Source organism: Luteirhabdus pelagi, from assembly GCF_016827595.1.
GTDB lineage: Bacteria > Bacteroidota > Bacteroidia > Flavobacteriales > Flavobacteriaceae > Luteirhabdus > Luteirhabdus pelagi.
Genome location: NZ_JAECMS010000004.1, coordinates 288,465 through 310,080, shown reverse-complemented (window position 1 = coordinate 310,080; position 21,616 = coordinate 288,465). Strand labels below are relative to the sequence as shown.

22 protein-coding genes are annotated in these 21,616 nt (G+C 40.0%); 14 read left to right on the top strand and 8 right to left on the bottom strand.

The window, feature by feature from the left end:
• Window positions 1-59: 59 nt before the first annotated feature.
• A complete protein-coding gene (locus I4Q58_RS12340; RefSeq protein WP_203296194.1) occupies window positions 60-713 on the top strand; it encodes a DUF2461 domain-containing protein in 654 nt (217 codons plus the stop codon).
• Here the strand turns inward: I4Q58_RS12340 and I4Q58_RS12335 are convergent.
• Window positions 669-1,940, bottom strand: a complete 1,272-nt coding sequence (locus I4Q58_RS12335; protein ID WP_203296193.1) for a 3-deoxy-D-manno-octulosonic acid transferase — start codon at window positions 1,938-1,940, stop codon at window positions 669-671. The genes I4Q58_RS12340 and I4Q58_RS12335 overlap by 45 nt on opposite strands.
• 211 nt (window positions 1,941-2,151) lie before the next feature.
• Between I4Q58_RS12335 and I4Q58_RS12330 the strand changes: the two genes are divergently transcribed.
• The 9 genes from I4Q58_RS12330 to I4Q58_RS12290 all read left to right on the top strand — a co-directional run bounded on the left by I4Q58_RS12330 (window position 2,152) and on the right by I4Q58_RS12290 (window position 10,807).
• Window positions 2,152-4,284 carry a carboxy terminal-processing peptidase gene (locus tag I4Q58_RS12330; RefSeq protein ID WP_203296192.1) on the top strand — a complete coding sequence of 711 codons (2,133 nt, stop codon included), beginning with the start codon at window positions 2,152-2,154 and terminating at the stop codon, window positions 4,282-4,284.
• Window positions 4,285-4,371: 87 nt separating this feature from the next.
• On the top strand, window positions 4,372-5,478 hold the full coding sequence (locus I4Q58_RS12325) for an ABC transporter permease (protein WP_203296191.1): 1,107 nt from the start codon (window positions 4,372-4,374) through the stop codon (window positions 5,476-5,478).
• Between the two features lie 451 nt (window positions 5,479-5,929).
• On the top strand, window positions 5,930-6,400 hold the full coding sequence (locus I4Q58_RS12320; protein WP_203296190.1) for a hypothetical protein: 471 nt from the start codon (window positions 5,930-5,932) through the stop codon (window positions 6,398-6,400).
• 9 nt (window positions 6,401-6,409) lie between these two features.
• Window positions 6,410-6,670, top strand: a complete 261-nt coding sequence (locus I4Q58_RS12315) for a hypothetical protein (protein ID WP_203296189.1) — start codon at window positions 6,410-6,412, stop codon at window positions 6,668-6,670.
• Between the two features lie 289 nt (window positions 6,671-6,959).
• The gene (locus I4Q58_RS12310; RefSeq protein WP_203296188.1) at window positions 6,960-7,523 is read left to right on the top strand and encodes a hypothetical protein; all 564 of its coding nucleotides are present in this window, start codon (window positions 6,960-6,962) and stop codon (window positions 7,521-7,523) included.
• A gap of 6 nt (window positions 7,524-7,529) precedes the next feature.
• Window positions 7,530-8,327 carry a hypothetical protein gene (locus I4Q58_RS12305; RefSeq protein ID WP_203296187.1) on the top strand — a complete coding sequence of 266 codons (798 nt, stop codon included), beginning with the start codon at window positions 7,530-7,532 and terminating at the stop codon, window positions 8,325-8,327.
• 2 nt (window positions 8,328-8,329) lie between these two features.
• Window positions 8,330-8,779, top strand: coding sequence for a hypothetical protein (locus tag I4Q58_RS12300; protein WP_203296186.1), 450 nt, complete (start codon window positions 8,330-8,332; stop codon window positions 8,777-8,779).
• A 1-nt stretch (window position 8,780) separates the two neighbouring features.
• Entirely contained in the window at window positions 8,781-9,932 is a 1,152-nt protein-coding gene (locus tag I4Q58_RS12295) for a hypothetical protein (RefSeq protein WP_203296185.1), read from the top strand.
• Window positions 9,933-9,994: 62 nt separating this feature from the next.
• Window positions 9,995-10,807: a DNA/RNA non-specific endonuclease gene (locus I4Q58_RS12290; protein ID WP_203296184.1), complete on the top strand. Its 813-nt coding sequence runs from the start codon at window positions 9,995-9,997 to the stop codon at window positions 10,805-10,807.
• On the opposite strand, the gene rodA is transcribed toward I4Q58_RS12290, so the two are convergent.
• The 6 genes from rodA to purH form a co-directional block, all read right to left on the bottom strand.
• Window positions 10,808-12,067, bottom strand: coding sequence for a rod shape-determining protein RodA (gene rodA / locus I4Q58_RS12285; protein ID WP_203296183.1), 1,260 nt, complete (start codon window positions 12,065-12,067; stop codon window positions 10,808-10,810). It lies immediately after the preceding gene.
• Window positions 12,068-13,927 carry a penicillin-binding protein 2 gene (mrdA, locus tag I4Q58_RS12280; RefSeq protein ID WP_203296182.1) on the bottom strand — a complete coding sequence of 620 codons (1,860 nt, stop codon included), beginning with the start codon at window positions 13,925-13,927 and terminating at the stop codon, window positions 12,068-12,070. It lies immediately after the preceding gene.
• A 36-nt stretch (window positions 13,928-13,963) separates the two neighbouring features.
• Entirely contained in the window at window positions 13,964-14,470 is a 507-nt protein-coding gene (gene mreD, locus I4Q58_RS12275; protein WP_203296181.1) for a rod shape-determining protein MreD, read from the bottom strand.
• Entirely contained in the window at window positions 14,457-15,287 is an 831-nt protein-coding gene (mreC, locus tag I4Q58_RS12270) for a rod shape-determining protein MreC (RefSeq protein ID WP_203296180.1), read from the bottom strand. The genes mreD and mreC overlap by 14 nt, the downstream gene beginning before the upstream one ends.
• A gap of 37 nt (window positions 15,288-15,324) precedes the next feature.
• Window positions 15,325-16,353 (bottom strand): rod shape-determining protein, encoded by a 1,029-nt coding sequence (locus I4Q58_RS12265; protein ID WP_203296179.1) that lies wholly within the window; start codon window positions 16,351-16,353, stop codon window positions 15,325-15,327.
• 66 nt (window positions 16,354-16,419) lie between these two features.
• Window positions 16,420-17,952, bottom strand: a complete 1,533-nt coding sequence (purH, locus tag I4Q58_RS12260) for a bifunctional phosphoribosylaminoimidazolecarboxamide formyltransferase/IMP cyclohydrolase (protein WP_203296178.1) — start codon at window positions 17,950-17,952, stop codon at window positions 16,420-16,422.
• A gap of 179 nt (window positions 17,953-18,131) precedes the next feature.
• On the opposite strand from purH, the gene I4Q58_RS12255 reads away from it, so the two are divergent.
• Window positions 18,132-19,388, top strand: coding sequence for an ABC transporter permease (locus I4Q58_RS12255; protein WP_203296177.1), 1,257 nt, complete (start codon window positions 18,132-18,134; stop codon window positions 19,386-19,388).
• Between the two features lie 83 nt (window positions 19,389-19,471).
• Window positions 19,472-19,969 (top strand): Cif family virulence factor, encoded by a 498-nt coding sequence (locus I4Q58_RS12250; RefSeq protein ID WP_203296176.1) that lies wholly within the window; start codon window positions 19,472-19,474, stop codon window positions 19,967-19,969.
• A gap of 116 nt (window positions 19,970-20,085) precedes the next feature.
• On the opposite strand, the gene I4Q58_RS12245 is transcribed toward I4Q58_RS12250, so the two are convergent.
• Complete coding sequence (locus tag I4Q58_RS12245) at window positions 20,086-20,541, bottom strand: GAF domain-containing protein (RefSeq protein ID WP_203296175.1); 456 nt, start codon at window positions 20,539-20,541, stop codon at window positions 20,086-20,088.
• Window positions 20,542-20,626: 85 nt separating this feature from the next.
• On the opposite strand from I4Q58_RS12245, the gene xrtF reads away from it, so the two are divergent.
• A complete protein-coding gene (gene xrtF / locus I4Q58_RS12240; protein ID WP_203296174.1) occupies window positions 20,627-21,166 on the top strand; it encodes an exosortase family protein XrtF in 540 nt (179 codons plus the stop codon).
• Window positions 21,163-21,588, top strand: coding sequence for an exosortase F system-associated membrane protein (locus I4Q58_RS12235; RefSeq protein WP_203296173.1), 426 nt, complete (start codon window positions 21,163-21,165; stop codon window positions 21,586-21,588). The genes xrtF and I4Q58_RS12235 overlap by 4 nt, the downstream gene beginning before the upstream one ends.
• The last annotated feature ends 28 nt before the right edge of the window (window positions 21,589-21,616 follow it).

Genomic DNA, 21,616 nt, shown 5'->3' with positions numbered 1-21,616 from the left:
AAGTTTTATTAAAAAATCTTACGATACCTAATCGGATACTTACTTTATCTGAAAAAAATATGGATTTTAAGTCGTTATATTCCTTTTTGGAACAACTACAAGCGAATAACTCAAAAGAATGGATGGATGCGAATCGCGATACCTACCACAGCGTACGCGATGCCTATATCGATTGGTTGGACCACATGAATATTCGGTTGAACGAAATAGATCCAGACTATTTTAATACACCTGGTAAGAAAGCTATAAATCGAATCAATAACAATTTGATGTTTCATCCCAGCAAGCCCATTTATAAAGATCATTTTGGTGCAGGTTTAGACCAGCGGAGCAAACAGGGAGACTTTTATATTCATCTTGGAGTTTCCGAATCATTTATAGGGGGAGGCTACTGGCACCCTTCTTCAAAAACCTTAAAAAGTATCCGAGCCGCAATCGATTATAATGGTGAGGAATTGAAGCGTATTTTAAATACATCAAGCTTTAAAAAAATGTTTGGTGAGTTAATCGATGACAATCCACTTAAGCGTTCACCTAAAAAATATTCAGAAAAACACGAACATATCGACCTATTGAAACATCGATCGTTTGCAGTTTCGCGTAATTTTTCACCACAACAAGTTTGTTCGCCAAATTTTGAAGCAATGGTGATTGAAACCTATATCGAATTACTTCCCTTTCGAAGGTATCTGAACAAGGCGGTTACCGTATGATTTGGAAATATACTCCATTAATTTTCGGGTAGCGCCGATATTGGAGGTTATATAATGTCCGGTAATCATTCCCGTTTTCTCGCGGAATGACGAATCTTCAAGCATATGATTTATTAGCCTGCTAAACTCTTCGGCTGAGGCAATAGAGAACAACCCTGCCAATTGTTGAAGCTTTTTGGCCTCAGGGAATTTCTCGAAATTCTTTCCAATAATTATTGGAACCCCAAAAGTGGCAGGTTCCAAAATGTTATGCAGCCCAGTACTTCCCATGGCACCACCCACATACGCTATGTCGGCATAACTGTATATTTTGGTCAATAGGCCTACTGTATCTACGATCAATACTTGGGTGTCCATTGCGGTGGCTTCAGAAAAGGATGAGTACAATTGCGTGTTTCCATTTATTTTTTGTTGAAGGGAAGCTACTTTCGATTTCTCTATTTGATGTGGGGCTATTACGAAAAAGACATTTTTGGGAGCCGAATTGATGTAAGGTACTAGTACTTCTTCATCCTCTTGCCATGTACTTCCACAAACTATGCATAAACGATCTTGTGCAAGCAATTCCATAAAATCAAGTCGGTTGTCTATTTCCAATTGCTGTGATACTCTATCAAATCGGGTGTCGCCGCTTATCGAAATAGCGGAGAACCCATTTTCCTCTAGCAATTCGTGCGAAGATTTGTCTTGAACGAAGATATGGTCGAAACGATAAAGCGCTCGTTTCATAAAACCGCCATACGGTTTGAAAAAATGTTGGTTCCTACGAAATACGGCTGAAACCAACAGCGTCGGAATTTTTCTATGATCCAATTCGCGAAGAAAATTGGGCCATACTTCATACTTGACGAAGATGGCAAGATCCGGTTTAACACTGTCCAAAAACCGTTTCACTTTTGAAGGAATATCCAATGGTAGGTACGAAACAACCTCTGGAAGTGCATCATTTTTTTTCACATCGTAGCCAGAAGGAGAGAAGAATGTTACCAACAATTGACATTCGGGATAGGTGGACTTCAACGCCTTCATTATAGGAACACCTTGTTCATATTCTCCCAACGAAGCACAGTGAAACCAAATCGTATTTTTGTCGTCTTTAAGGGGCGATAGCGTTTCAAATAAGTTGTTTCGACCTGTAACGAACTTTTTAAACTTCGGACTGATAAACTGAAGTATATACAACAGGGCTTGAAAAATCCAAAGCAAGAAGCTATACAATAATCGCATGGACGAAAGTTTTGGTGAAAATACGAGTATCGCGACTAAAAGTGAAATTTATTCGATACACGATCGTTAAAGAAATACGTTGTAAATAAAAAAATGAAGCGAAACCATAATCCTATCATGCCAATTAACAAAATGTTAGCGCCTATGCACGGTAATGGCATGATTTTTTATGTAATTTAGACCAGAATAAATAGATGATACAATGCGCATTATGAGAAAGAATTTGAAATTGCTATTATTGGCTGTTTTTATAGGCGTTGCCTCTTGCAGCTTTACTACCAAAGAATTTAACGACCCCAATAAAGATAAAGTACTGATAGACCTGATAACCTATGTGTTGGAAAAAGGTCATTACTCCCCAGCAGATATTAATGATGAATTTTCCAAACATGTATACGATAACTTCATTACAGGGTTGGATCCATTGAAGCGTTATTTCCTTGCTTCCGATATCGAGGAATTTCAACAGTATGAGCTATTGATCGACGACCAAATAAAGGAGAAGGATTTAAGTTTTTTCAATTTAGTCTACGAACGCTTTCAGAAAAGAATGGAAGATGTGAAATTGATGTATCCGAAAGTATTGGAAACGCCGTTCGATTACTCCGCAGATGAATCTATTAATGTCGATTATGATAATATTCCATACGTAAAAGACCGTGAGGAACTGATGGAGCGTTGGAGAAAGCAATTGAAGTTTTCTACCATCTCAAGTTATTATGATGCTGTAGAGGAGGAAAAAACAAAGCGGGAAACCGAGGAAGGCTATGAGCCGAAGAATGATGCTGAACTCGAAGCTAAAGCACGCGAAACAACGCACACTTCACTGGAGGAATATTTTGAGTTTACCGATGATTTAGAGCGAAAGGATTATTTTTCTATTTTCCTTACAACAATTGTTGAAGAATTCGATCCGCATACAAACTATTTTGCACCACCAGATCGCGATCGCTTCGACTTGCGCATGAGCGGCCGATTGGAAGGAATTGGAGCGAGACTTCAGAAGAAAAACGATTATATAAAGGTTGTTGAAGTTATTAGCGGAGGACCTGTATGGCGAGGAGAACATCTTGAAGTTGGAGATCTTATTCTGAAGGTGAAGCAAGAAGAAGAAGACGAGCCCGTAAGCATTGTAGGAATGCGGGTAGACGATGCCGTAAAACTAATTAAAGGACCAAAAGGAACAAAGGTAACGCTTACCGTAAAGCGCGTAGACGGCTCTATTGAAGAGGAAACAATTACCCGTGACGTAGTCGAACTAGAAGAAACATATGCAAAATCTACGCTTATTGAAGAAGAGGGAAAGTCATTTGGATTGATAAATCTTCCACAGTTTTATTTCAATATGGAAGATTATAAAGAGCGAAACGCGGCAAGCGATGTCAAACAAGAAATCCTTCGTTTAAAAGAAGAAGGAATGGAAGGTTTGGTGCTCGATCTTCGTGGAAATGGTGGCGGGTCGTTACGAACAGCTGTCGATATTGCAGGGTTGTTTATTGAAGAAGGTCCTGTCGTTCAGGTGGCATCCAGTGGCTCACGTAAAGAAGTATTGAAGGATAAGGACAGTGAGATTGTTTGGGATGGCCCATTGGTTATCTTGGTAAATGAACTTTCCGCTTCGGCTTCCGAGATTTTGGCTGCAGCCATGCAAGATTATAAGCGTGGAATCGTAATTGGTAGCAAACAAACTTACGGGAAAGGAACGGTTCAAAATGTATTGGACTTAAACGAATGGATGCGAAGCAATAACTTTGGCGATTTAGGAGCCTTAAAGATTACCACTCAGAAGTTTTATCGTGTAAACGGTGGTTCCACCCAATTGGAAGGTGTGAAAAGCGATGTGATCATGCCAGATCAATATAGTTATATAGATGTGGGAGAACGCGACTATGAGAATCCGCTTCCTTATGATAAAATAGAAGCCGCCGACTATGATGTATGGGATGGATATGTAGACTTTGATGCTTCTATTGAAAAAAGTAAGGAACGCCTAGCGAAGAGTGAACAACTACAGTTAATCGATGAGAACGCACGGTATATTAAGATGCGACGCGATGAAATGGAAGTACCACTCAATTTTGATGCGTATGTTGCCGATATTGAAAAACGAAAGGAGGAAACGAAAAAGTTTGATAAGTTAGAAGAATATGACAATCAGTTAAGCTTTCGTTCATTGCCTTCTGAAATCCAGCTTATGAAGCAGGATACCACGCTGCGTGAGAAACGTAAGCGTTGGCATAAAAATCTCGCGAAGGATATTTATGTTGAAGAAGCCATAAATGTACTGCGAGATCTACGAATCAATAATATCAAGGCTGGCAAAGTTGCCGATATGAAGAATTAGTAAATACGTTTGAATAACGTGACCTGCATCCTCGGATGCGGGTTTTTTTGTGCTGTATTCCAATATCAATTTTGATACCTTTGTGAAGTGAGTAAATCCACTTCCTTATCGGCCCTAGCCTTTCGGAAATTCAGAAAAAACTTCTGGGGAATGGCCAGTCTGTTCTTTCTAGCGGGATGTTTGCTGTTAGCAATATTTGCATATGCCATCGCCCCAGACGATTCCGAAAATGCAAATCAAATGCATCTGAGCATTCATTCAAAATCACCTGGGTTTAGCGTAGATATGTTAACTATACCAGTAGCTGTAGAGCAGGAGTCTTGGTTGAAATCCTTTTTGTTTGGAGAACGAAATGCCAATACCGAGGTTCCAGTTTCATCTGTGGAAGTTCGAGACACAACAATTGTTGCGACCTTATACACTGAAGCAGGTGAAAAAGGGTTGGAGAAGGAATATTCGCTTTCGCAATTTCCAGAAGCGGCCTCGGTTTCTGAAGTTCCGAAACGTTATGTTCAACAGAAAACGTTTGTATTGGGAACTGATAAGTATGGAAGGGATTTATTGAGTCGAATGTTGGTGGGTATTCGCATATCTCTTTCTATAGGTTTTGTGGCCGTATTGATATCACTGCTTATTGGGATTAGTTTGGGAGCAATTGCAGGTTACTTTGGAGGAAAGGTAGACGCTGCTATTATGTGGTTAATCAATGTAACGTGGTCCATTCCTACTTTGTTATTAGTAATAGCCATTACATTGGCGTTGGGGAAAGGATTTTGGCAAGTTTTTATTGCAGTAGGCCTTACGATGTGGGTCGAAGTGGCTCGTGTTATCCGTGGACAAGTTATGGGAGTAAAACAAATGCAATTTGTAACCGCGGCTCGAGCGTTGGGCTACACCGATTTAAGGATTATAATAAAGCATATTCTTCCAAATGCCATGGCGCCCGTTATCATCATTTCTGCCGCTAACTTTGCTGCAGCCATATTGATTGAAAGTGGCTTGAGCTTTTTGGGTATTGGGGCCCAACCCCCAATGCCAAGTTGGGGAGGAATCATTAAGGATCACTATAGTTACATCATTTTAGGCAAGCCCTATTTGGCTTTAGTACCTGGTTTCGCAATCATGAGCTTGGTAACAGCATTCATGCTTATCGGAAATGCACTTCGCGATGCCCTAGACGTTAAATCTGGCTAGTTTCGATTATTTTTTGCTTCAAAAAAACATATAGGCAATTCAAGAATTATCGCTACAAATTCTTGAATAGCAGACTATTATATTTTCATTTATCCAAATAATGTCTCATATTTGAATAGTGCTGGGCAATACAATCTTCCCAATCTATCATAATTTTCTTTGTTACTGAAGCCATAGGCACACTATATAAGAATGCGTCATTGAGGCATCATAGCTGTGCCAATTTAATGAGAAGGGATCTATACGCGTTGGCCGAAAAGCGGATGAGTAGGCAAATTAGAAGAGTACTATTCTTAAAAGCATTTTTCATTTTCTAGGATTGAGGGCATTCCTTCATGTTACCGATTTATGGCAACAAAGGGTGTGTTTTCAAAGTGAAATGCAACTTCACTGTAATAAAGTCGCGGAAACCGAAAAGCGTACGAGTAGGTAATTTCAAAAACATATCATCATGAAAAACATTGTAGTAAGTATAATATTTGCGCTGACCATCAATTTGGTTTGGAGTCAAAAGAGCCTATCAACTGAAGTAACCTTTGCTCCATTACCCCAACAGACCTATACATTGCCAAATCAAGGAAATGTTGCATTCGATTTTACAAAACTGAAACCGAATCAAAAAGTGCGATTTATTGGCGGTCCTAAGGAAGACTGGATCGATATCCGAAAAACGACAAATGGAGTGGAGTTCTCGGCAAATGGAGCCTATTTTCAATACGGTAATTCTTTAAAATTATATAATTCTAAAGATAAATTAACCCATAGAATCGATGCCGATTATATAAGTAATAATTCCAATCAGCGATTTGGGTTGCTACAAGTTTTGGTAGCGGTTTGCTGTATTGAAATTGAATACGAATCTAATGGGGTATGGCATATTAAATACGATTGCGATTGCTTATCAATTGAACTTTCAAACTAAATAATAATCATGAAAACCACTATTCTACAAATTATCGTTTCTATCGTTCTTGGCATGTTGCTACTACTATCCGTAAACGCTATTGCACTCCTCTATCGGATAGCGAGTGGAGGCTATACATCACTAGGGTTTAAACATGGTCAATTCTTTTTAGATGGAACTGAAATAGGATTATCCCTTTTTGCTCCTTTTGGAATTATAGTCATTCTCTTTCTTGCTTTTGTTCTATTTCTATTGATATCAAAAAGGCCTAAGCAAATTCACGGATAAGTAGTGGAATAAAACTTCCCTTTTATGGTGAAGCAAACTGTCAAGCTATTTTTTATCGTGATGCAAGTAGAAATGTGTGAGAATAAAAAAAGGAAGCTCCTGAAGGGCAGGAGCTTCCAAAAGTTCTAGGATTGAGATAAACATATCATATCTCGAGAATAAAGATACAAAAATTAATAGTAGTTGTCTCGAGGTGGAAGTGTTTTGATCAGTGTATTGCTTATGCACATAAAACAAGCCGCGGAAACCGAAAAGCGAACGAGTAGGTATTACACTCAAGTATTGAATTATGAAAACTATTATTATGATTTTATTGCCTTTGCTGATGTTAGGAACACAGGCAAAGGCGCAAAAGCAAGGCACTTATACAAAAGGTGAAGTGAAAACGGAGCTTATTAAAAGCTTCGCTGACTTTGTGGAATCGGTGAAACCATTTTATTCGAAGGGAGATTCTTATCAAGATTTCAAATTGAAGGTGTTGATAGGAAATCCACAGGCCGATAAATCGTTATTACCTACGCTTCCTGCAGAAGGTGAAGCGTTGCTGCTGAAAGCATACAATTATATTAAAGCCGGGTATAGCTATACTGAAATGATCAAAAAGGGTGATTTCGAAACCATGGGGAAGGCAGCGATCTTTATGTCAGATAAAGTTAAGTCGGGAAAAACAGAAACCTATGCGGAAATTGCACTATTTGGAGGGAACTCCACGGCTTTGGAAACCAATCCAATGCTGCCGAGTAGTAAAAAGCCGTGTAAATGGTACCAATTATGGTGTCATTTGGATAATGTTCTAGGAGAAGGATGGGGTGAAACCATCATTTTTATGATTATTGAGATAATATTTCCTTAATAAAGTATGAACAATCACATAGGTATCGAGAAGGATGCCTATGTGATACCCTTTAACCTAAATACCATGATTAAAAAGGTTCTTTTTACACTGTCGATCGTAATGCTGAATTTTTCATGCAGCACATTCTACAATATTGCATTGTCGAGAATGGGTGTTTATGACGATATAATAACCTCTCAAAAATATCTTAAAGGTGATAAAGAAGTTGTTCTTTTTCCCATGCATCATGTAGGAACGCCGCTGTTTTATGAAGATATCAGGAGAAAGGTTGATTCTATGACAGCTTTAGGATACTTTTTCTATACCGAAGAAGTGAAGGGAGAAGGGTTTAGCGATACGAACATTCGAAAACTCAGAAAAATTATAGGTACGATTACGCGCGGAAGAAACTTGAAAACCATTCTTGATACCATTAATGGAGGCAAGCTAAAGAGTAAACTTCGAAAAGAACTAGTCAATCAACCCTTGGACGAAGAACTGGGGGTGACAGTAGCTAACGGTAAGAATGTAGATGCCACGCTAGCGGAAATGATACAGTACTATGAGCAAAAAAATGGGACTATTATTCTAGAAGAATGTGATTTTGAGACTGATGTTTATGAAAATACAGCTTGTGATGAAGAAATTGATTCTGAGAAACGAAATGATCTGATATTAAATTCTCGGAATGAGATCATCTTAAAGACATTGGATGTTGATTTGGCGAGCTATGATAAGATAGGTATTCTTTATGGTGCAAATCACATGGAAGGAATAGGGGAAGGACTTATTGTAAGGGGCTTTTCCAGAATAAAACCGTAATTATGAGGACATGGCTTATACTATCTATTGGATTACTGATGACTTCATTTTTTGTAAATGCTCAAAAGGTATCGCAAACATTTGAAACAACGATAGTGGCAAATTTCGATGGGTTACACTGCGATGGTAAAAATGGTTTATGTAGCCTTGAAGGTGCGGAAAAACAATTGAGCAATGGAATCTTATTATATGACGAAAAGAATACAGAACTCAGTTTAAAGATTGACCTATCAAAGCTCTCCAATTCCCAAGTAATCCAACTATTGGGACAAAATATTGAGGAAGCACGTCAACAAACGGACACTGCTGTTGAAATCAGTAATCAAATCGACCTGACCCCACAGTTACGATCACTGCTTCATATTTCAGACGCGTCTTTAAGGATTGCTGAAGGAATATCGCCAGCGATAATTTCGGAATCGCATATCATTATTAGGTTAACCTTACAGTAAAATGCGCAGCCTTCAAAAACATATTATTTTATTGCTATTCGGAGTCTCGTCGCTTTCCGTCTTGTGTAGACCTCCTACAGTAGATGATGTGTTACATGAATTGGCTGCTGAAACCATGCATATTCATTCCGTGTACGACAGTATCGATAGAAAATTGAGGCAAGCAATGTATAGCGTAAATGTGAAGATGAATAACGCTTCGACTGTAGAGCAGAAAGTGGAGTTACTGTTTCAAAAGGATAAACTTGAAGGCAAGATTAGGGAAAACGAACAATCGCGTGCTACCGAACTCAGTAAAATTCGTTATATCAAAGGCTTACAGATTATCAATATTCTGTACGAGAAAACCCTGGCCTTAGACCATCACTTCGCTTCCGTAAGCACTTTTAGAGATCTTAATAACTTATCAAATCCAAATCATTATGCCGAATTCATTTCGGTGAAACAAAATTTGCTTCAACAAAAAAGAAAGAAAGAAGGTTTCAACTTATCGGAACTACTCGGAAACAATGTTTATACTTCGGTCATACACTCATTTGTTTCTTTGTTCACTAGTGAAGGCAGTAGTAGAATTCAGAAAGAACAACAGCTTCAACAAGTAGAATGCATATTAGACTTTACCTTAATGATGCATCAGGATTTGAACACCATTTATTTCGAAACCATATTTCTTCAGAAAAGTAACGAAGCTATTATGGAAGAATTACAGCAATTGTTCTTCGATTATACAAAACCCGTTCAATACAAAAAATCACTTGCTGAATGCAGGAACACTGACGATTGGGGGACAATCCGAAATTATCTTCAAGAGTATCTCGAATCTTTGCAATCGCTGCAGGAGGATCCAGAAAATCAAAGAAAAGCCCATCGTATGCAAGTAAATCTACATTTTCCTATCGATCGATTGCTTCAGTTCATTACCAAATACAACGCCTTTATCGATCAAGGTGAAAAATTTTATGAGAAATTCGCCATTATGCTGAATAGCTATGAAAATGAAGCGCTTTGCTCCCAACAGATTCCAGCTGAATTTCAGCAACTAAAGCAGGGGATTCAAATCGCTATCGAAAAATTCAATACCGCCTATAAACCTGTAGAGATAAACGGTAGTAAAATGAAGGAAATCTTATACGGTATTAATGAGTATGAATAGAAGCTGTCTTCTTCTCCACTTTTTCAGAAACCAGTATTTTTGAGGTGATAATACTGCTCCTTATGTCACGAAAATACATTTATCCACTATTGATAATACTCGTCACGGTCGGACTCTGGTATGCTGAACAATATATTGACCGCCAACAGGAGCATTATCCAGAGGAGACTAAAACAACTGAACTTTCAGAAGAATTTGGAAATGCTTATATGCCAACTTCCACTACGGGGGAAGTAATCCGCCATAATTATTATACCCTATCATACAGTGAAGCGCATGAACAGGCGGAATGGGTGGCTTACGAACTCAATAAAGAACATCTGAGAAACAACGATTTTGAGCGTCCTTATTTTATTCAGGATCGAAAGGTTTCTTCCGGTTCTGCCGATTGGAGAAACTATAAGAATTCGGGTTACGATCGAGGTCATTTGGTAGCAGCGGCCGACCGGGAATTCGAGTACAATGCATTTCATGAAACATTCCTAACCAGCAATATTAGTCCGCAAGACCACGACTTCAATAGCGGTATTTGGAATCGGTTAGAGCAGAAAGTACGCTATTGGGCCGAGAAGTATGATGGTGTGTTTGTGGTAACTGGAGGCGTTCTACAACCTGGCTTGAAAACCATTGGTTCAGAACATGTTTCGGTGCCAGAGAAGTTTTATAAAATTGTTGTAGATGCTTCAACACAACCGCCAAAAGCTATAGCATTCCTAATTCCCAATAAACCCTCTTCACGCTCGTATTTCGAATATGTAGTAACTATTGATTCTTTGGAAACCATAACGGGCATTGACTTTTTCCCAGGTCTCGAAACATCGATCCAAAACACGCTGGAAAACACTATCGATAAGCGGGCATGGACAAAACGATAATCAGTTGCCGTAGTAGCTGTTAGCGGCATCTAATCGGACAAAGATGAAAAGCAATATAGTGAACCCCCATAGTCCGGAACCTCCATAACTAAAAAAGGGAAGCGGTATACCAACGGTCGGAAATAGGCCGGTGACCATTCCAATGTTTACGAAAAAGTGAAAAAAGAGTATGGCTGCAACACTATATCCATAGATTCGACTAAATTGATTTTTTTGCCGTTCTGCTAATACCAAAAGGCGGGCAATCAAGCCCACAAAAAGAATGATAACGACGATACTCCCGATGAAGCCCCATTCTTCACCAACAGTGCTGAAAATATAGTCGGTATGTTGCTCTGGTACAAATTTACCCTTAGTCTGCGTTCCCTGCGTCCAACCCTTTCCGGTCCAACCGCCACTTCCAATCGCGATTTCACTCTGGTTGGTATTATAACCGATACCCTTAGCATCGGTTTCTTTGCCTAGAACGATATTGAAACGGTCGCGGTGCCGTTGTTCAAAAACGTTGTTGAAGATATAATTCACCGAAAAAACGAAGGCTAGACTGATGGCAGTTAGAAATACAAATTTGAAAATATTTGGCTTTCGTTTTCGCTTTCTAAAAAGTAGGATGCCAGCAATAGCAATAATTCCTAAACTTACCCATATAACCCCTAACCCCAAGGTGGCAATAAACAAGGCAGCAGCAAAAAAACCTACCAACAAATAGATATAAGGGAGTCCCTCCCGATATAAAGGAAATATGAATGCAGCGTAAACCAGCGCACTCCCAGGATCAGGCTGGGGAATTATTATAAGTGCTGGTAAAATAATGATAAGAAATGCCCGAAGTTGATCCTTAAAGACGGAGATGTCGGTCTGAATATCGCTTAAATATTTGGCCAAGGCCAGAGCCGTTGCTGCTTTTGCAAATTCACTAGGCTGTAAACTTGCAGGGCCAATGGCATACCAAGAAGTTGCTCCCGAAATTGTTTTACCGAACAAAAAGAGTCCTAGGAGAGATGCTAATGAAACGAGATAGATAACGCTGGAAAAACGTTCATAGAATTTTGACTCAAGCGCGAGAATAAAGACAATTATCAGGACACTAAGCAGTATCCAAACAAACTGCTTGAAATAAATTTGGTTAAAATCGAAAAACTGTGTGGCATTTTCATCGAGTGATGCAGAATAAATGTTGATCCATCCAATTGCTACAAGCAATATGTAGAAAAATATAGTAAGCCAATCGAATCGTAAGGAGCCTTTTCCTGCAGCCATTTAGTTGTTGATTTTAAACGGCTCGCCGCTATAAGGTTTCGCGTATTCCTCCTCAAGGCTGCCGTTTAATACATACTCTTCCATGTCTTTTCTGGTAATTTCACCTTTAAGATACTTTTCGATCATTAATCCTGCTATACGACCTGCCCAGCGTGATCCCCAATACCCATTTTCAACAAAAACAGAGATGGCAATTTTAGGATTATCTTTCGGTGCAAAAGCTACAAAAATGGAATGGTCCGTTAACTGCATCCGTTTACCATCTATCCGAACATAGTTTTCTGCAGTTCCCGTTTTTCCGCAGATATCGATACCAGGAATCTGAAGAAAGGAAGCAGTACCTCTGGTATAAACCTGATGCATACCTTCTACTACTGGTTCGAAATGCTCGGGCGAAACTGTAGTGACGTGTTTTTCAGTATACTCCGATGGAATGCTATCTTTCTTCCCAATACCTTTTATCATATGCGGGGTATAATACCAACCGCGATTTGCAATGGTGGCAGTAAAATTGGCCATCTGAATAGGCGTTAATAATATTTCACCCTGCCCAATGGCGTTACTGATAGTAGCCGTTGCATACCATTGGTGTTCGGGATACCAGCGATCGTAAAAATCGCCATCGGGAATCAAGCCTTTTTTACCAATCGGAAGATCATACCCTAAATAATCACCCAGTCCAAAACTCTGTAAATGGTTGTGCCAACGGTCCATTCCCTCTTCTGGGGTAGCATATTTTTCAATAGTTCTTCTATAGACCGTACAAAAATAGGTGTTACATGAATTTGCGATACCGTTAATCATGGCGGAAGGCCCTCGGTGGTGACAAGCCAATCGTTGACCACGACCGTAATAATAGGCACCTGGGCAACGAATAATTTCATTTTCGGTAATTACTCCTTCTTCCATGGCGATAAGGCCCGTAAGCGTTTTGAAGGGCGACCCTGGAGGATATTCCCCTTGTAGACCACGATCAAACAACGGTCTTGCAATGGTGTCGTAATATAGACGGGTGAAGTTCTTGGAACGTTCCCTTCCAACTAAAAGTGAAGGGTCATAATTGGGAGCGGTTACTAACGCTAAGATTTCGCCGCTTGAGGGTTCAATGGCTACAATTCCACCGCGCTTTTTAGACATTAACTGCTCCCCATATCGTTGAAGCGTAGCATCTATAGTTAGCCGAAGGTCTTTTCCTCTTTCTGGAAGCGTATCGAAGATGCCGTCTTTATAAGGTCCGATATCCCTGTTGAACTTATCCTTTTGAATATATTTCACTCCCTTTACGCCTCGAAGGGTTTCTTCATATTGACGTTCCACTCCCTGCATCCCTATCAATTCGCCCATTTGGTAATAGGGGTTGTCCTCAATAATGCGTTTGTTCACTTCAGCAATATACCCTAGCACATTGGCAGAATGATCTACTTGATAATCGCGTAACGACCGTTTCTGAATATAGAAACCATCGTATTTGTACATCTTTTCAGATAAAAAAGCGTATTCCGACTTCGTTAATTGCGGGATCACTACAGAAGGTAATCGAGGGGAATATACCCGTGCTTTTTGAAGAATGGTGTCGAAGCGTCCTTTGGTAATACCCAATAAGTCGGTGAATTCTGTCGTATCTAAAGGTTTTACCTCCTGTGGAATGACCATCACATCATAGGAAGGCTGATTGGAGACAAGCAGTTTACCATTTCTATCGAAAATATACCCTCGTTGCGGATAATCGTATAAAACCTTTACTGCATTGTTTTGTGAAAGCTGTTCGAAGGAAGTGTCATAAACCTGCAAATAGAACAAGCGCCCGGCGAATACAACGCCGGTGATAAGGACGATAACAAGTAAGAGAAGCTTTCGCATGAGAGATTAACTCCTGATTTTAAAGGTTTGTTTCGACTAATTCTTTCTGCTGAAAAGGATAATCAATCCCAATACTATTAGTATAGTGAAAATTCCTGAAAATAACGTGGATTTTACGATTAATAGTATGTGCTCTAAGCTGAATATTTCTAAGCTAAACAATATAAAATGATGTAATAAAACCATGACGCCGACATATGAAAATCGTTGCGCCATAGAGGTTTTTCCAATCCGAATCGTATTGTGTTCATAGCTTACCCCAAATGAAAATTTAAGAATCCACGGTCGGATGTAGGCGATAAAGGAACACGCCGCCGCATGGACACCTCCAGAATCCATAAACATATCTATCGTGAGTCCTAATAGAAACGCCAAAAATATCAGTAACGATTTGTTCGCATTCAATGGAAATACTAAAATGAAGGTAATGTAGGCGTAGGGGTTGATATACCCCATGAAATTGATGTTATTAAGCAATAGTATCTGCAGCAACACCAAGGCAATAAAACGGACGGTATTTATGAAAAAATCATTGTTCAACATCGTCTACCGCATTTTCCAATTCTAAAATCTCTTCAGCATCTAAATTCTCGATCACGTATACATGACGAAGATTCGTCATATCGTTAAAAAGCTCAATATCCAGATCGTAGTAATTCGATCCCTCTTCTAAATTGTAATCCTTAATCGTTCCGATAAGAACTCCTTCAGGAAAGATAGTAGAGCGGCCACCCGTTACCACCGTATCGCCGATTACAACAGGAGCCAATCTCGGAATGTCGATCAGCTGCGCCACATTAGGATCTTTTGTGTTCCATACCAAAGAACCGAAATGGTTCGATTTCTTCAATCGAGCATTAATTTGGCTTTCAGTATTCAGAATAGATAACACCGTAGCATAATTTTCTGAGGTAGCATTCACGATACCAATGATGCCTTTGGGAGAAATAACCCCCATATCTATTGAAATACTGTCGATTGCACCTCTATTGAGGGTTAGATAGTTCTTCGATTTAGAATAGGTATTGTTGATCACCTTTGCGGTCCGAAAGCGAAAGCGGGAATTTAGAAAAATGCTATCTTCAACCTTGGCAGTTACATTTTCCGTAAGTTGGGAAAGTTGTGTGCGAAGCCGTTTATTCTCTTCAACCAACTTCAAATTCTGTTTTTCAAGGCCGAAATAGTCGCTTATGCTGCTTTCAAAGGAATAAATCCCACCCGTCAAAAAATTAGCTGAGGTAACAAACTTACCGCTATGATAGGTGTGGCTTTGTATCGTGAAGAATAAGGAAATGGCAAACAGAAACAGAAACAGCAAAAAGTTCTTGTTACGAATAAAGAAATAGATAATCTGCTGCACCTGTTGGGGAATTTAAGGATGTTAGGCCATTGGCTGGCTATTTAATGAGAACGCTCTTATACTTATTGATGTTCTTCAAACAAATACCTGTTCCGCGAACCACTGCACGCAATGGATCTTCCGCAATATACACAGGTAAGTCTGTTTTTTGCGACAAGCGTTTGTCCAAACCGCGAAGCATCGATCCACCACCGGCTAAATAGATTCCGGTGTTGTAAATATCAGCTGCCAATTCTGGAGGCGTTTGCGATAGTGTTTCCATTACTGCATCTTCAATACGAAGAATCGACTTGTCTAATGCCTTCGCAATTTCACGGAAGGAGGTTTGTACCTGCTTCGGTTTTCCCGTTAACAAATCACGCCCTTGTACCGACATTTCCTCTGGTGGAAGCTCTAAATCTTCAGTAGCAGCACCAATCTGAATTTTTATCTTTTCAGCTGTGCGTTCCCCTACGTATAAGTTGTGCTGGGTACGCATATAATAAATAATATCGTTCGTGAATACATCACCCGCAATCTTAATCGATTTGTCGCAGACGATACCGCCCAAAGCAATAACGGCGATTTCAGTAGTACCACCTCCAATATCGACCACCATATTTCCTTTCGGTTGCATGATATCGACACCAATACCGATTGCAGCGGCCATCGGTTCGTGAATCAGGTACACTTCCTTTCCATTCACCCGTTCGGCACTCTCTTTAACCGCACGCATTTCAACCTCGGTAATACCGCTCGGAATACAAATAACCATCCGTAGGGAAGGGGTAAGCCATTTTTTCTTCAAGGCAGGAATATCTTTGATGAACATATTGATCATCTTCTCACTGGCATCGAAATCGGCGATAACGCCGTCTTTCAACGGACGAATCGTTTTGATGTTTTCGTGGGTTTTACCCTGCATCATGCTGGCTTCACGTCCTACGGCAATTATTTTTCCGGAGGAGCGGTCGCGCGCAACGATAGAAGGGGCATCGACCACCACCTTATCATTGTGAATGATCAGGGTGTTGGCGGTTCCCAAGTCGATGGCTATTTCTTCAGTGAGGAAGTCAAAAAATCCCATACGTGCTTTTTGGTGCTATAGGTTAAACGTGTGATAAGGCACTCGGTGCCACACAAATGTACTATTTTAATGTTTAAAATGACGGGTTCCGGTAAATACCATGGAAAGCCCGTTATCGTTGCAATAATCGATGCTTAGCTCATCCTTTATGGAACCTCCAGGTTGGATTACCGACGTAATTCCTGCGCCATCTGCAATTTCAACACAATCTGGAAACGGGAAAAAGGCATCGCTTGCCATTACCGATCCCGATAAATCAAAATCGAAATTTTTAGCCTTTTCAATGGCTTGCTTTAAGGCATCAACACGAGAGGTCTGCCCAGTCCCGCTGGCACACAATTGTTTGTTTTTAGCCAAAACGATTGTATTGCTCTTGGTATGCTTACATATTTTCGATGCAAACAACAAGTCTTCTAACTCGGCATCCTTCGGTTTATTGTTCGTTACTTCTGTTAAATCCTTACGGCTATCGGTCTTCATATCGCGATCCTGAACCAAGGTACCATTTAAGCAACTTCTGGTTAAGGTTTTAGGGAGTTCGATAGGCTTTTGAACCAGTAAAATTCTATTCTTCTTTCCTTTCAATATTGTCTGAGCCTCTACGGAAAAAGAAGGCGCGATGACCACTTCACAGAATAGCTTATGGATTTCTTCAGCAGTAGCTGCGTCTATTTCAACATTGCTGATCAATATTCCGCCGAAGGCCGAAATGGGATCGCCTGCTAATGCATCTTTATAGGCATCCAAAAGGGTTTCTCGCTGTGCCAATCCACAAGCATTATTGTGTTTTAGGATAGCGAAGGTGGGTGCTTCGCCTTGAAACTCGTTCATCAACGTAACGGCTGCATCTACATCCAAAAGGTTATTGTAGCTTAATTCCTTTCCATGAAGTTTGTCGAATATCGCATCGAAATCGCCATAGAAAAAGCCTTTTTGGTGTGGGTTTTCACCATAGCGAAGTGTTTTTCCCTTGGTTTCGGAAATCTTCAACGCTGGAATCTCTTCTTCACTGTTGAAGTAGTTGAAAATCGCTGTATCATAGTGCGAAGAAATATTGAAAGCCTTGGCAGCAAAACGCTTTCGGTCTTCAATAGAAACCGTCCCGTCATTTTCAGAAATTAGCTGCAACACTTCATCGTAATCTTCCATAGAAGAAACACAGAGCGTATCCTTAAAATTCTTGGCTGCCGCACGAATCAATGAAATACCACCGATATCGATTTTTTCAATAATATCTTGTTCCGAAGCGCCTGAAGCAACCGTTTTTTCAAAAGGATATAAATCGACAATCACCAAATCCAATTGTGGAATCTCATATTGTTCCATTTCATTTTTATCGCCTTCATGATCCTGCCGATTTAAAATTCCGCCAAATACCTTTGGGTGAAGTGTTTTTACCCGTCCGCCCAAAATGGAAGGATACTGGGTGATGTCTTCCACGGCAACAACATCGATTCCCAAATCGTTGATAAACTTCTGCGTGCCGCCCGTAGAATATAGGGTTACGCCTAAATCGTGAAGTTTTCTAACGATCGGTTCCAATCCGTCTTTATGAAATACTGAAATAAGGGCTGAAGATATTTTTTTGCTGTCGCTCATGATTGTGGTTTTTCGCGCGGTCCTTAAATTTTGAAAGATAGGCGCAAAAGTACGTATTTACGCTATAAATTTGTAACATTACCAAGGCGAAAGCGTCCTATTTTTATTTACAGACTATCAACAACTGGCGAGTTGTTTTTCAAAGTGAAAAAAGGCCTAACCAAAACCAAGCGACGTCTATGATTGTGTACTTACGGATTCTGAAGGAAAGCTTCAATTTTGCCATCAATGCGCTTCGTAATAATAAGTTGCGGACGTTCCTTTCGCTGGTGGGCGTTACCATTGGTATCTTTTCAATCATTGCCATCCTTGCTGCGGTCGATTCCCTAAAACGTGAGATTGAAGGTTCGATGAGTGGGTTGGATAACAGCACTATTATCGTCGCCCGCTTTTCTTTTGGTCCAACCGATGTTCCGCGATGGAAACGGGAGCAATTTCCAGATGTTACTTACGATGAATATCAGTATGTGGCTCGAAATGTACCCGATGTTGAAGCTGCTAGTTACACACTGAACGTTCCAAATGAAACGATTAAATACGAAGACAAACAAGTAGACAATGTCCCTATCGGTGCGGTCACCGAAGATTACTACAATATTGAGGCTTTACAGCTATCGGCCGGACGTTTCTTTAACGCTGCCGAATCGAATAGTGGTGCTCCTATAATCGTATTAGGATATCAAATTGCGCAGGAATTGTTCGGGGGAAGTGAACAGGCCTTGGGTAAGAAAGTGCGTGTGTATGGTAGAAAATTTACGGTAATCGGTGTGTTGAAGAAAGAAGGAGCTGGATTATTCGGAAATTCGAAGGATACCACGATGTGGATGCCGGTAAATGTTGTGCGAAGAATCTATGGAGCGAATAATCCGAGTACATTCCCACAAATCGTGATAAAGCCAGAGGATGATGTGGACAATGAAGAATTCATCGCTTTGTTGAAGCAGCAGTTACGCCTGAAACGCGGGTTGCGCACCGATGAAATAGACACCTTTTTTGTGAACCAATTACAAGGGTTTGCCGACTTTATCGATAATATCACTGGACAGATGAACCTAATAGGTTTGGTTATTAGTGGTTTTTCGTTATTGGTAGGCGGCTTCGGAATTGCCAATATCATGTTCGTAAGTGTAAAGGAACGCACCAACCTTATCGGTATCCAAAAATCCTTAGGGGCGAAGAACAAGTTTATTCTTCTTCAGTTTTTGTTTGAAGCAGTCATCTTAGCGATCATTGGCGGATTAATCGGTTTGTTCTTGGTTTTCATAGTTTCGATACTGGCCTCGCAGTTTACGGGCGATTTCGAATTCGTGCTCTCACCCTGGAATATGTTCATAGGAACAGCCATATCAGCTGTTATCGGATTGATATCCGGGATTTTGCCCGCTATTTCAGCGTCGCGCCTCGATCCGGTGGAAGCTATCCGTACTGGTATGTAAAAAATATTGGGATGTGCCTACAGGTTTGTTGACCCAGGGCTGTTATTCCGAATTGAAAATAAACTAACCAAAATTCATAGCGTATGAGACTTTTATATTTGTTGGCAATTTTAAATATGGTTGCAGCTTGTAATAACCATGAAAGTAAAGTAGACGAAAAAACTCAAATGTCCGTTGAAAATGAAATTGATATTGAAGCAGAATTAAAATCAATTGAAGAAACAAGAAGTGGCTTTGAGCTTGCAATTAAGGAAAAAAGATATCAAGATCTTAAAATGTTTGGAACGCAAGACATTATATCATTAACCCCAATTTGTGGAGAATGGGAGCAATATAAAACACAAAGGTCGAACCCAAATGAATTATTTAGTTACGACAGTTTAATTATGAGGCCCAAAGAGACAATCATCGTAAGTGATAGTGTGGCATATGATTTTGGGACAAGCTCTGTTTACTATACCAATAAAGAGGGCGAAGCAGTTGAAATTACAGATACCTTTTTAGCCATTTTGAAAAAGGACAAAAATGACGGTCGATGGAAATTACACAGAGAGGTGGCTACTACTAATATGGTTGAATAAACTAATACTAGCAAGACCGGTTTCACCCTGAGCTTGCCTGTGCTGAGGGCCTGCTTGTCGGCAGACAGGAAGTCGAAGCATCGAAGGGTAGTTGAAGAGCTCCCAGTGTATTCATGCTACAAAATCTCCGCCACCTGCTCATTCACCCATTCCAAGAAGCGTTCGTCTTCAACCGAAAAAGGATCCTCGGTATGCGAATCGATATCGATTTGGCCGATATTCTTCCCGTCCTTAAACAACGGAATAACGATTTCAGCTTTTACGAACATACTACAGGCAATGTAGTTGTTTTGTGCTTTCACATCGGGCACCACAAAATTCTCATTCCGTTCGGCTACCTGACCGCAAATACCTTTTCCAAAGGGAATAACCGTATGATCGGTCGGTTCGCCAGCGAAGGCTTTTAAATGAAGCGTTCGTTCTTCATGGTTCGCAAAATAGAAGCCGACCCAATTGTAATAGCCAATAGAGCTTTGCAATAATTCACAAACTTCCGTCATTCTTGATTCCGCCGATTCAGAGGAATTATTCAATATAGTAGAAACTTTGGCTTTAAGGGCTTCGAACGGCATAGCTGATGTTTTGGGTAAAAGTATTTCAATTGATAGACAATCCACAGCGGTAATTCCTTTATTTTTGTTAAAATAGCCTATTTCATTGAAGCAACTTTTCAACAAATACCGACCGGTACTTCAGTTCATCGGCGTCTTTTTAGGAGTTTATCTGCTACTGATATTTCTATATTCACTATATCTTCAATTCGATTGGGGTTCACAAAACCATCCCGATTACATCACAAATCTTGTGGCTGAGCAAGCTCGGAGTGTGAGTGAAACATTGGGGTATGAAACGAAAACCTATATTGATGTTGCAGAGCCATGGGTGCAATATTACGTCGATAATCAATATGTGCTGAGAATTGTGGAAGGCTGTAATTCGGTAAGCGTCTTATTGTTGTTTGCTGCATTCATATTGGCGTTTTGGCAAGGGACTAAGCGAACGTTGCTATTTCTTATGGCCGGTACTGTATTACTATATGGTTTTAATGTGATTCGGGTAGCGTTGTTCGGAATTGGGTTGTATGAATATCCCGAGTATTCAACGTTTTTACATGATATCGCATTTCCACTATTCATCTATGGAGTATTATTTGCGCTTTGGATTGTTTGGATTCGTTCAAAAATGAAGAATAGGTGAAAAAGGGCGTAGTAATCTTTTTGGTATTTGTATTGCTTATTGGCTTAGTGGCGGTTCGCTATTTCCAGAACACGCTGTTTTACGATCCATTACTCGAATTTTTCAATAGTGAATATGTAGCCTCGCAACTTCCGAAGCTTGAATTTGGAAAACTAGTGTCCTCCCTATTGTTCCGCTATGCGCTGAACACACTCTTATCGCTTGGAGTTATATGGCTAGTGTTTCGTTCTAAGGAAGTACTGCGACTAAGCATATCAGTCTATATAGCATTTTTAATTCTATTTGGGGGGATCTTTACCTTTCTACTCCTTCAGTACCAGCCAGGACAGTATTTGCCATTGTTTTATGTACGACGATTGCTTATTCAACCCATCCTATTGTTGCTGCTTATTCCGGCGTTTTATTTCTATAGAAAAAAATAGGTTTTTAGTACATTTGTGTCCCTAAAGA

What these genes read in the sequence shown, in the direction of transcription:
- I4Q58_RS12340 (WP_203296194.1), top strand. Translation starts at nt 60, where the DNA reads ATGGATTTTAAGTCGTTATATTCCTTTTTGGAACAACTACAAGCGAAT.
- I4Q58_RS12335 (WP_203296193.1), bottom strand. Translation starts at nt 1,940, where the DNA reads ATGCGATTATTGTATAGCTTCTTGCTTTGGATTTTTCAAGCCCTGTTG.
- I4Q58_RS12330 (WP_203296192.1), top strand. Translation starts at nt 2,152, where the DNA reads ATGAGAAAGAATTTGAAATTGCTATTATTGGCTGTTTTTATAGGCGTT.
- I4Q58_RS12320 (WP_203296190.1), top strand. Translation starts at nt 5,930, where the DNA reads ATGAAAAACATTGTAGTAAGTATAATATTTGCGCTGACCATCAATTTG.
- I4Q58_RS12315 (WP_203296189.1), top strand. Translation starts at nt 6,410, where the DNA reads ATGAAAACCACTATTCTACAAATTATCGTTTCTATCGTTCTTGGCATG.
- I4Q58_RS12310 (WP_203296188.1), top strand. Translation starts at nt 6,960, where the DNA reads ATGAAAACTATTATTATGATTTTATTGCCTTTGCTGATGTTAGGAACA.
- I4Q58_RS12305 (WP_203296187.1), top strand. Translation starts at nt 7,530, where the DNA reads ATGAACAATCACATAGGTATCGAGAAGGATGCCTATGTGATACCCTTT.
- I4Q58_RS12300 (WP_203296186.1), top strand. Translation starts at nt 8,330, where the DNA reads ATGAGGACATGGCTTATACTATCTATTGGATTACTGATGACTTCATTT.
- I4Q58_RS12295 (WP_203296185.1), top strand. Translation starts at nt 8,781, where the DNA reads ATGCGCAGCCTTCAAAAACATATTATTTTATTGCTATTCGGAGTCTCG.
- I4Q58_RS12290 (WP_203296184.1), top strand. Translation starts at nt 9,995, where the DNA reads ATGTCACGAAAATACATTTATCCACTATTGATAATACTCGTCACGGTC.
- rodA (WP_203296183.1), bottom strand. Translation starts at nt 12,067, where the DNA reads ATGGCTGCAGGAAAAGGCTCCTTACGATTCGATTGGCTTACTATATTT.
- mrdA (WP_203296182.1), bottom strand. Translation starts at nt 13,927, where the DNA reads ATGCGAAAGCTTCTCTTACTTGTTATCGTCCTTATCACCGGCGTTGTA.
- mreD (WP_203296181.1), bottom strand. Translation starts at nt 14,470, where the DNA reads ATGTTGAACAATGATTTTTTCATAAATACCGTCCGTTTTATTGCCTTG.
- I4Q58_RS12265 (WP_203296179.1), bottom strand. Translation starts at nt 16,353, where the DNA reads ATGGGATTTTTTGACTTCCTCACTGAAGAAATAGCCATCGACTTGGGA.
- purH (WP_203296178.1), bottom strand. Translation starts at nt 17,952, where the DNA reads ATGAGCGACAGCAAAAAAATATCTTCAGCCCTTATTTCAGTATTTCAT.
- I4Q58_RS12255 (WP_203296177.1), top strand. Translation starts at nt 18,132, where the DNA reads ATGATTGTGTACTTACGGATTCTGAAGGAAAGCTTCAATTTTGCCATC.
- I4Q58_RS12250 (WP_203296176.1), top strand. Translation starts at nt 19,472, where the DNA reads ATGAGACTTTTATATTTGTTGGCAATTTTAAATATGGTTGCAGCTTGT.
- I4Q58_RS12245 (WP_203296175.1), bottom strand. Translation starts at nt 20,541, where the DNA reads ATGCCGTTCGAAGCCCTTAAAGCCAAAGTTTCTACTATATTGAATAAT.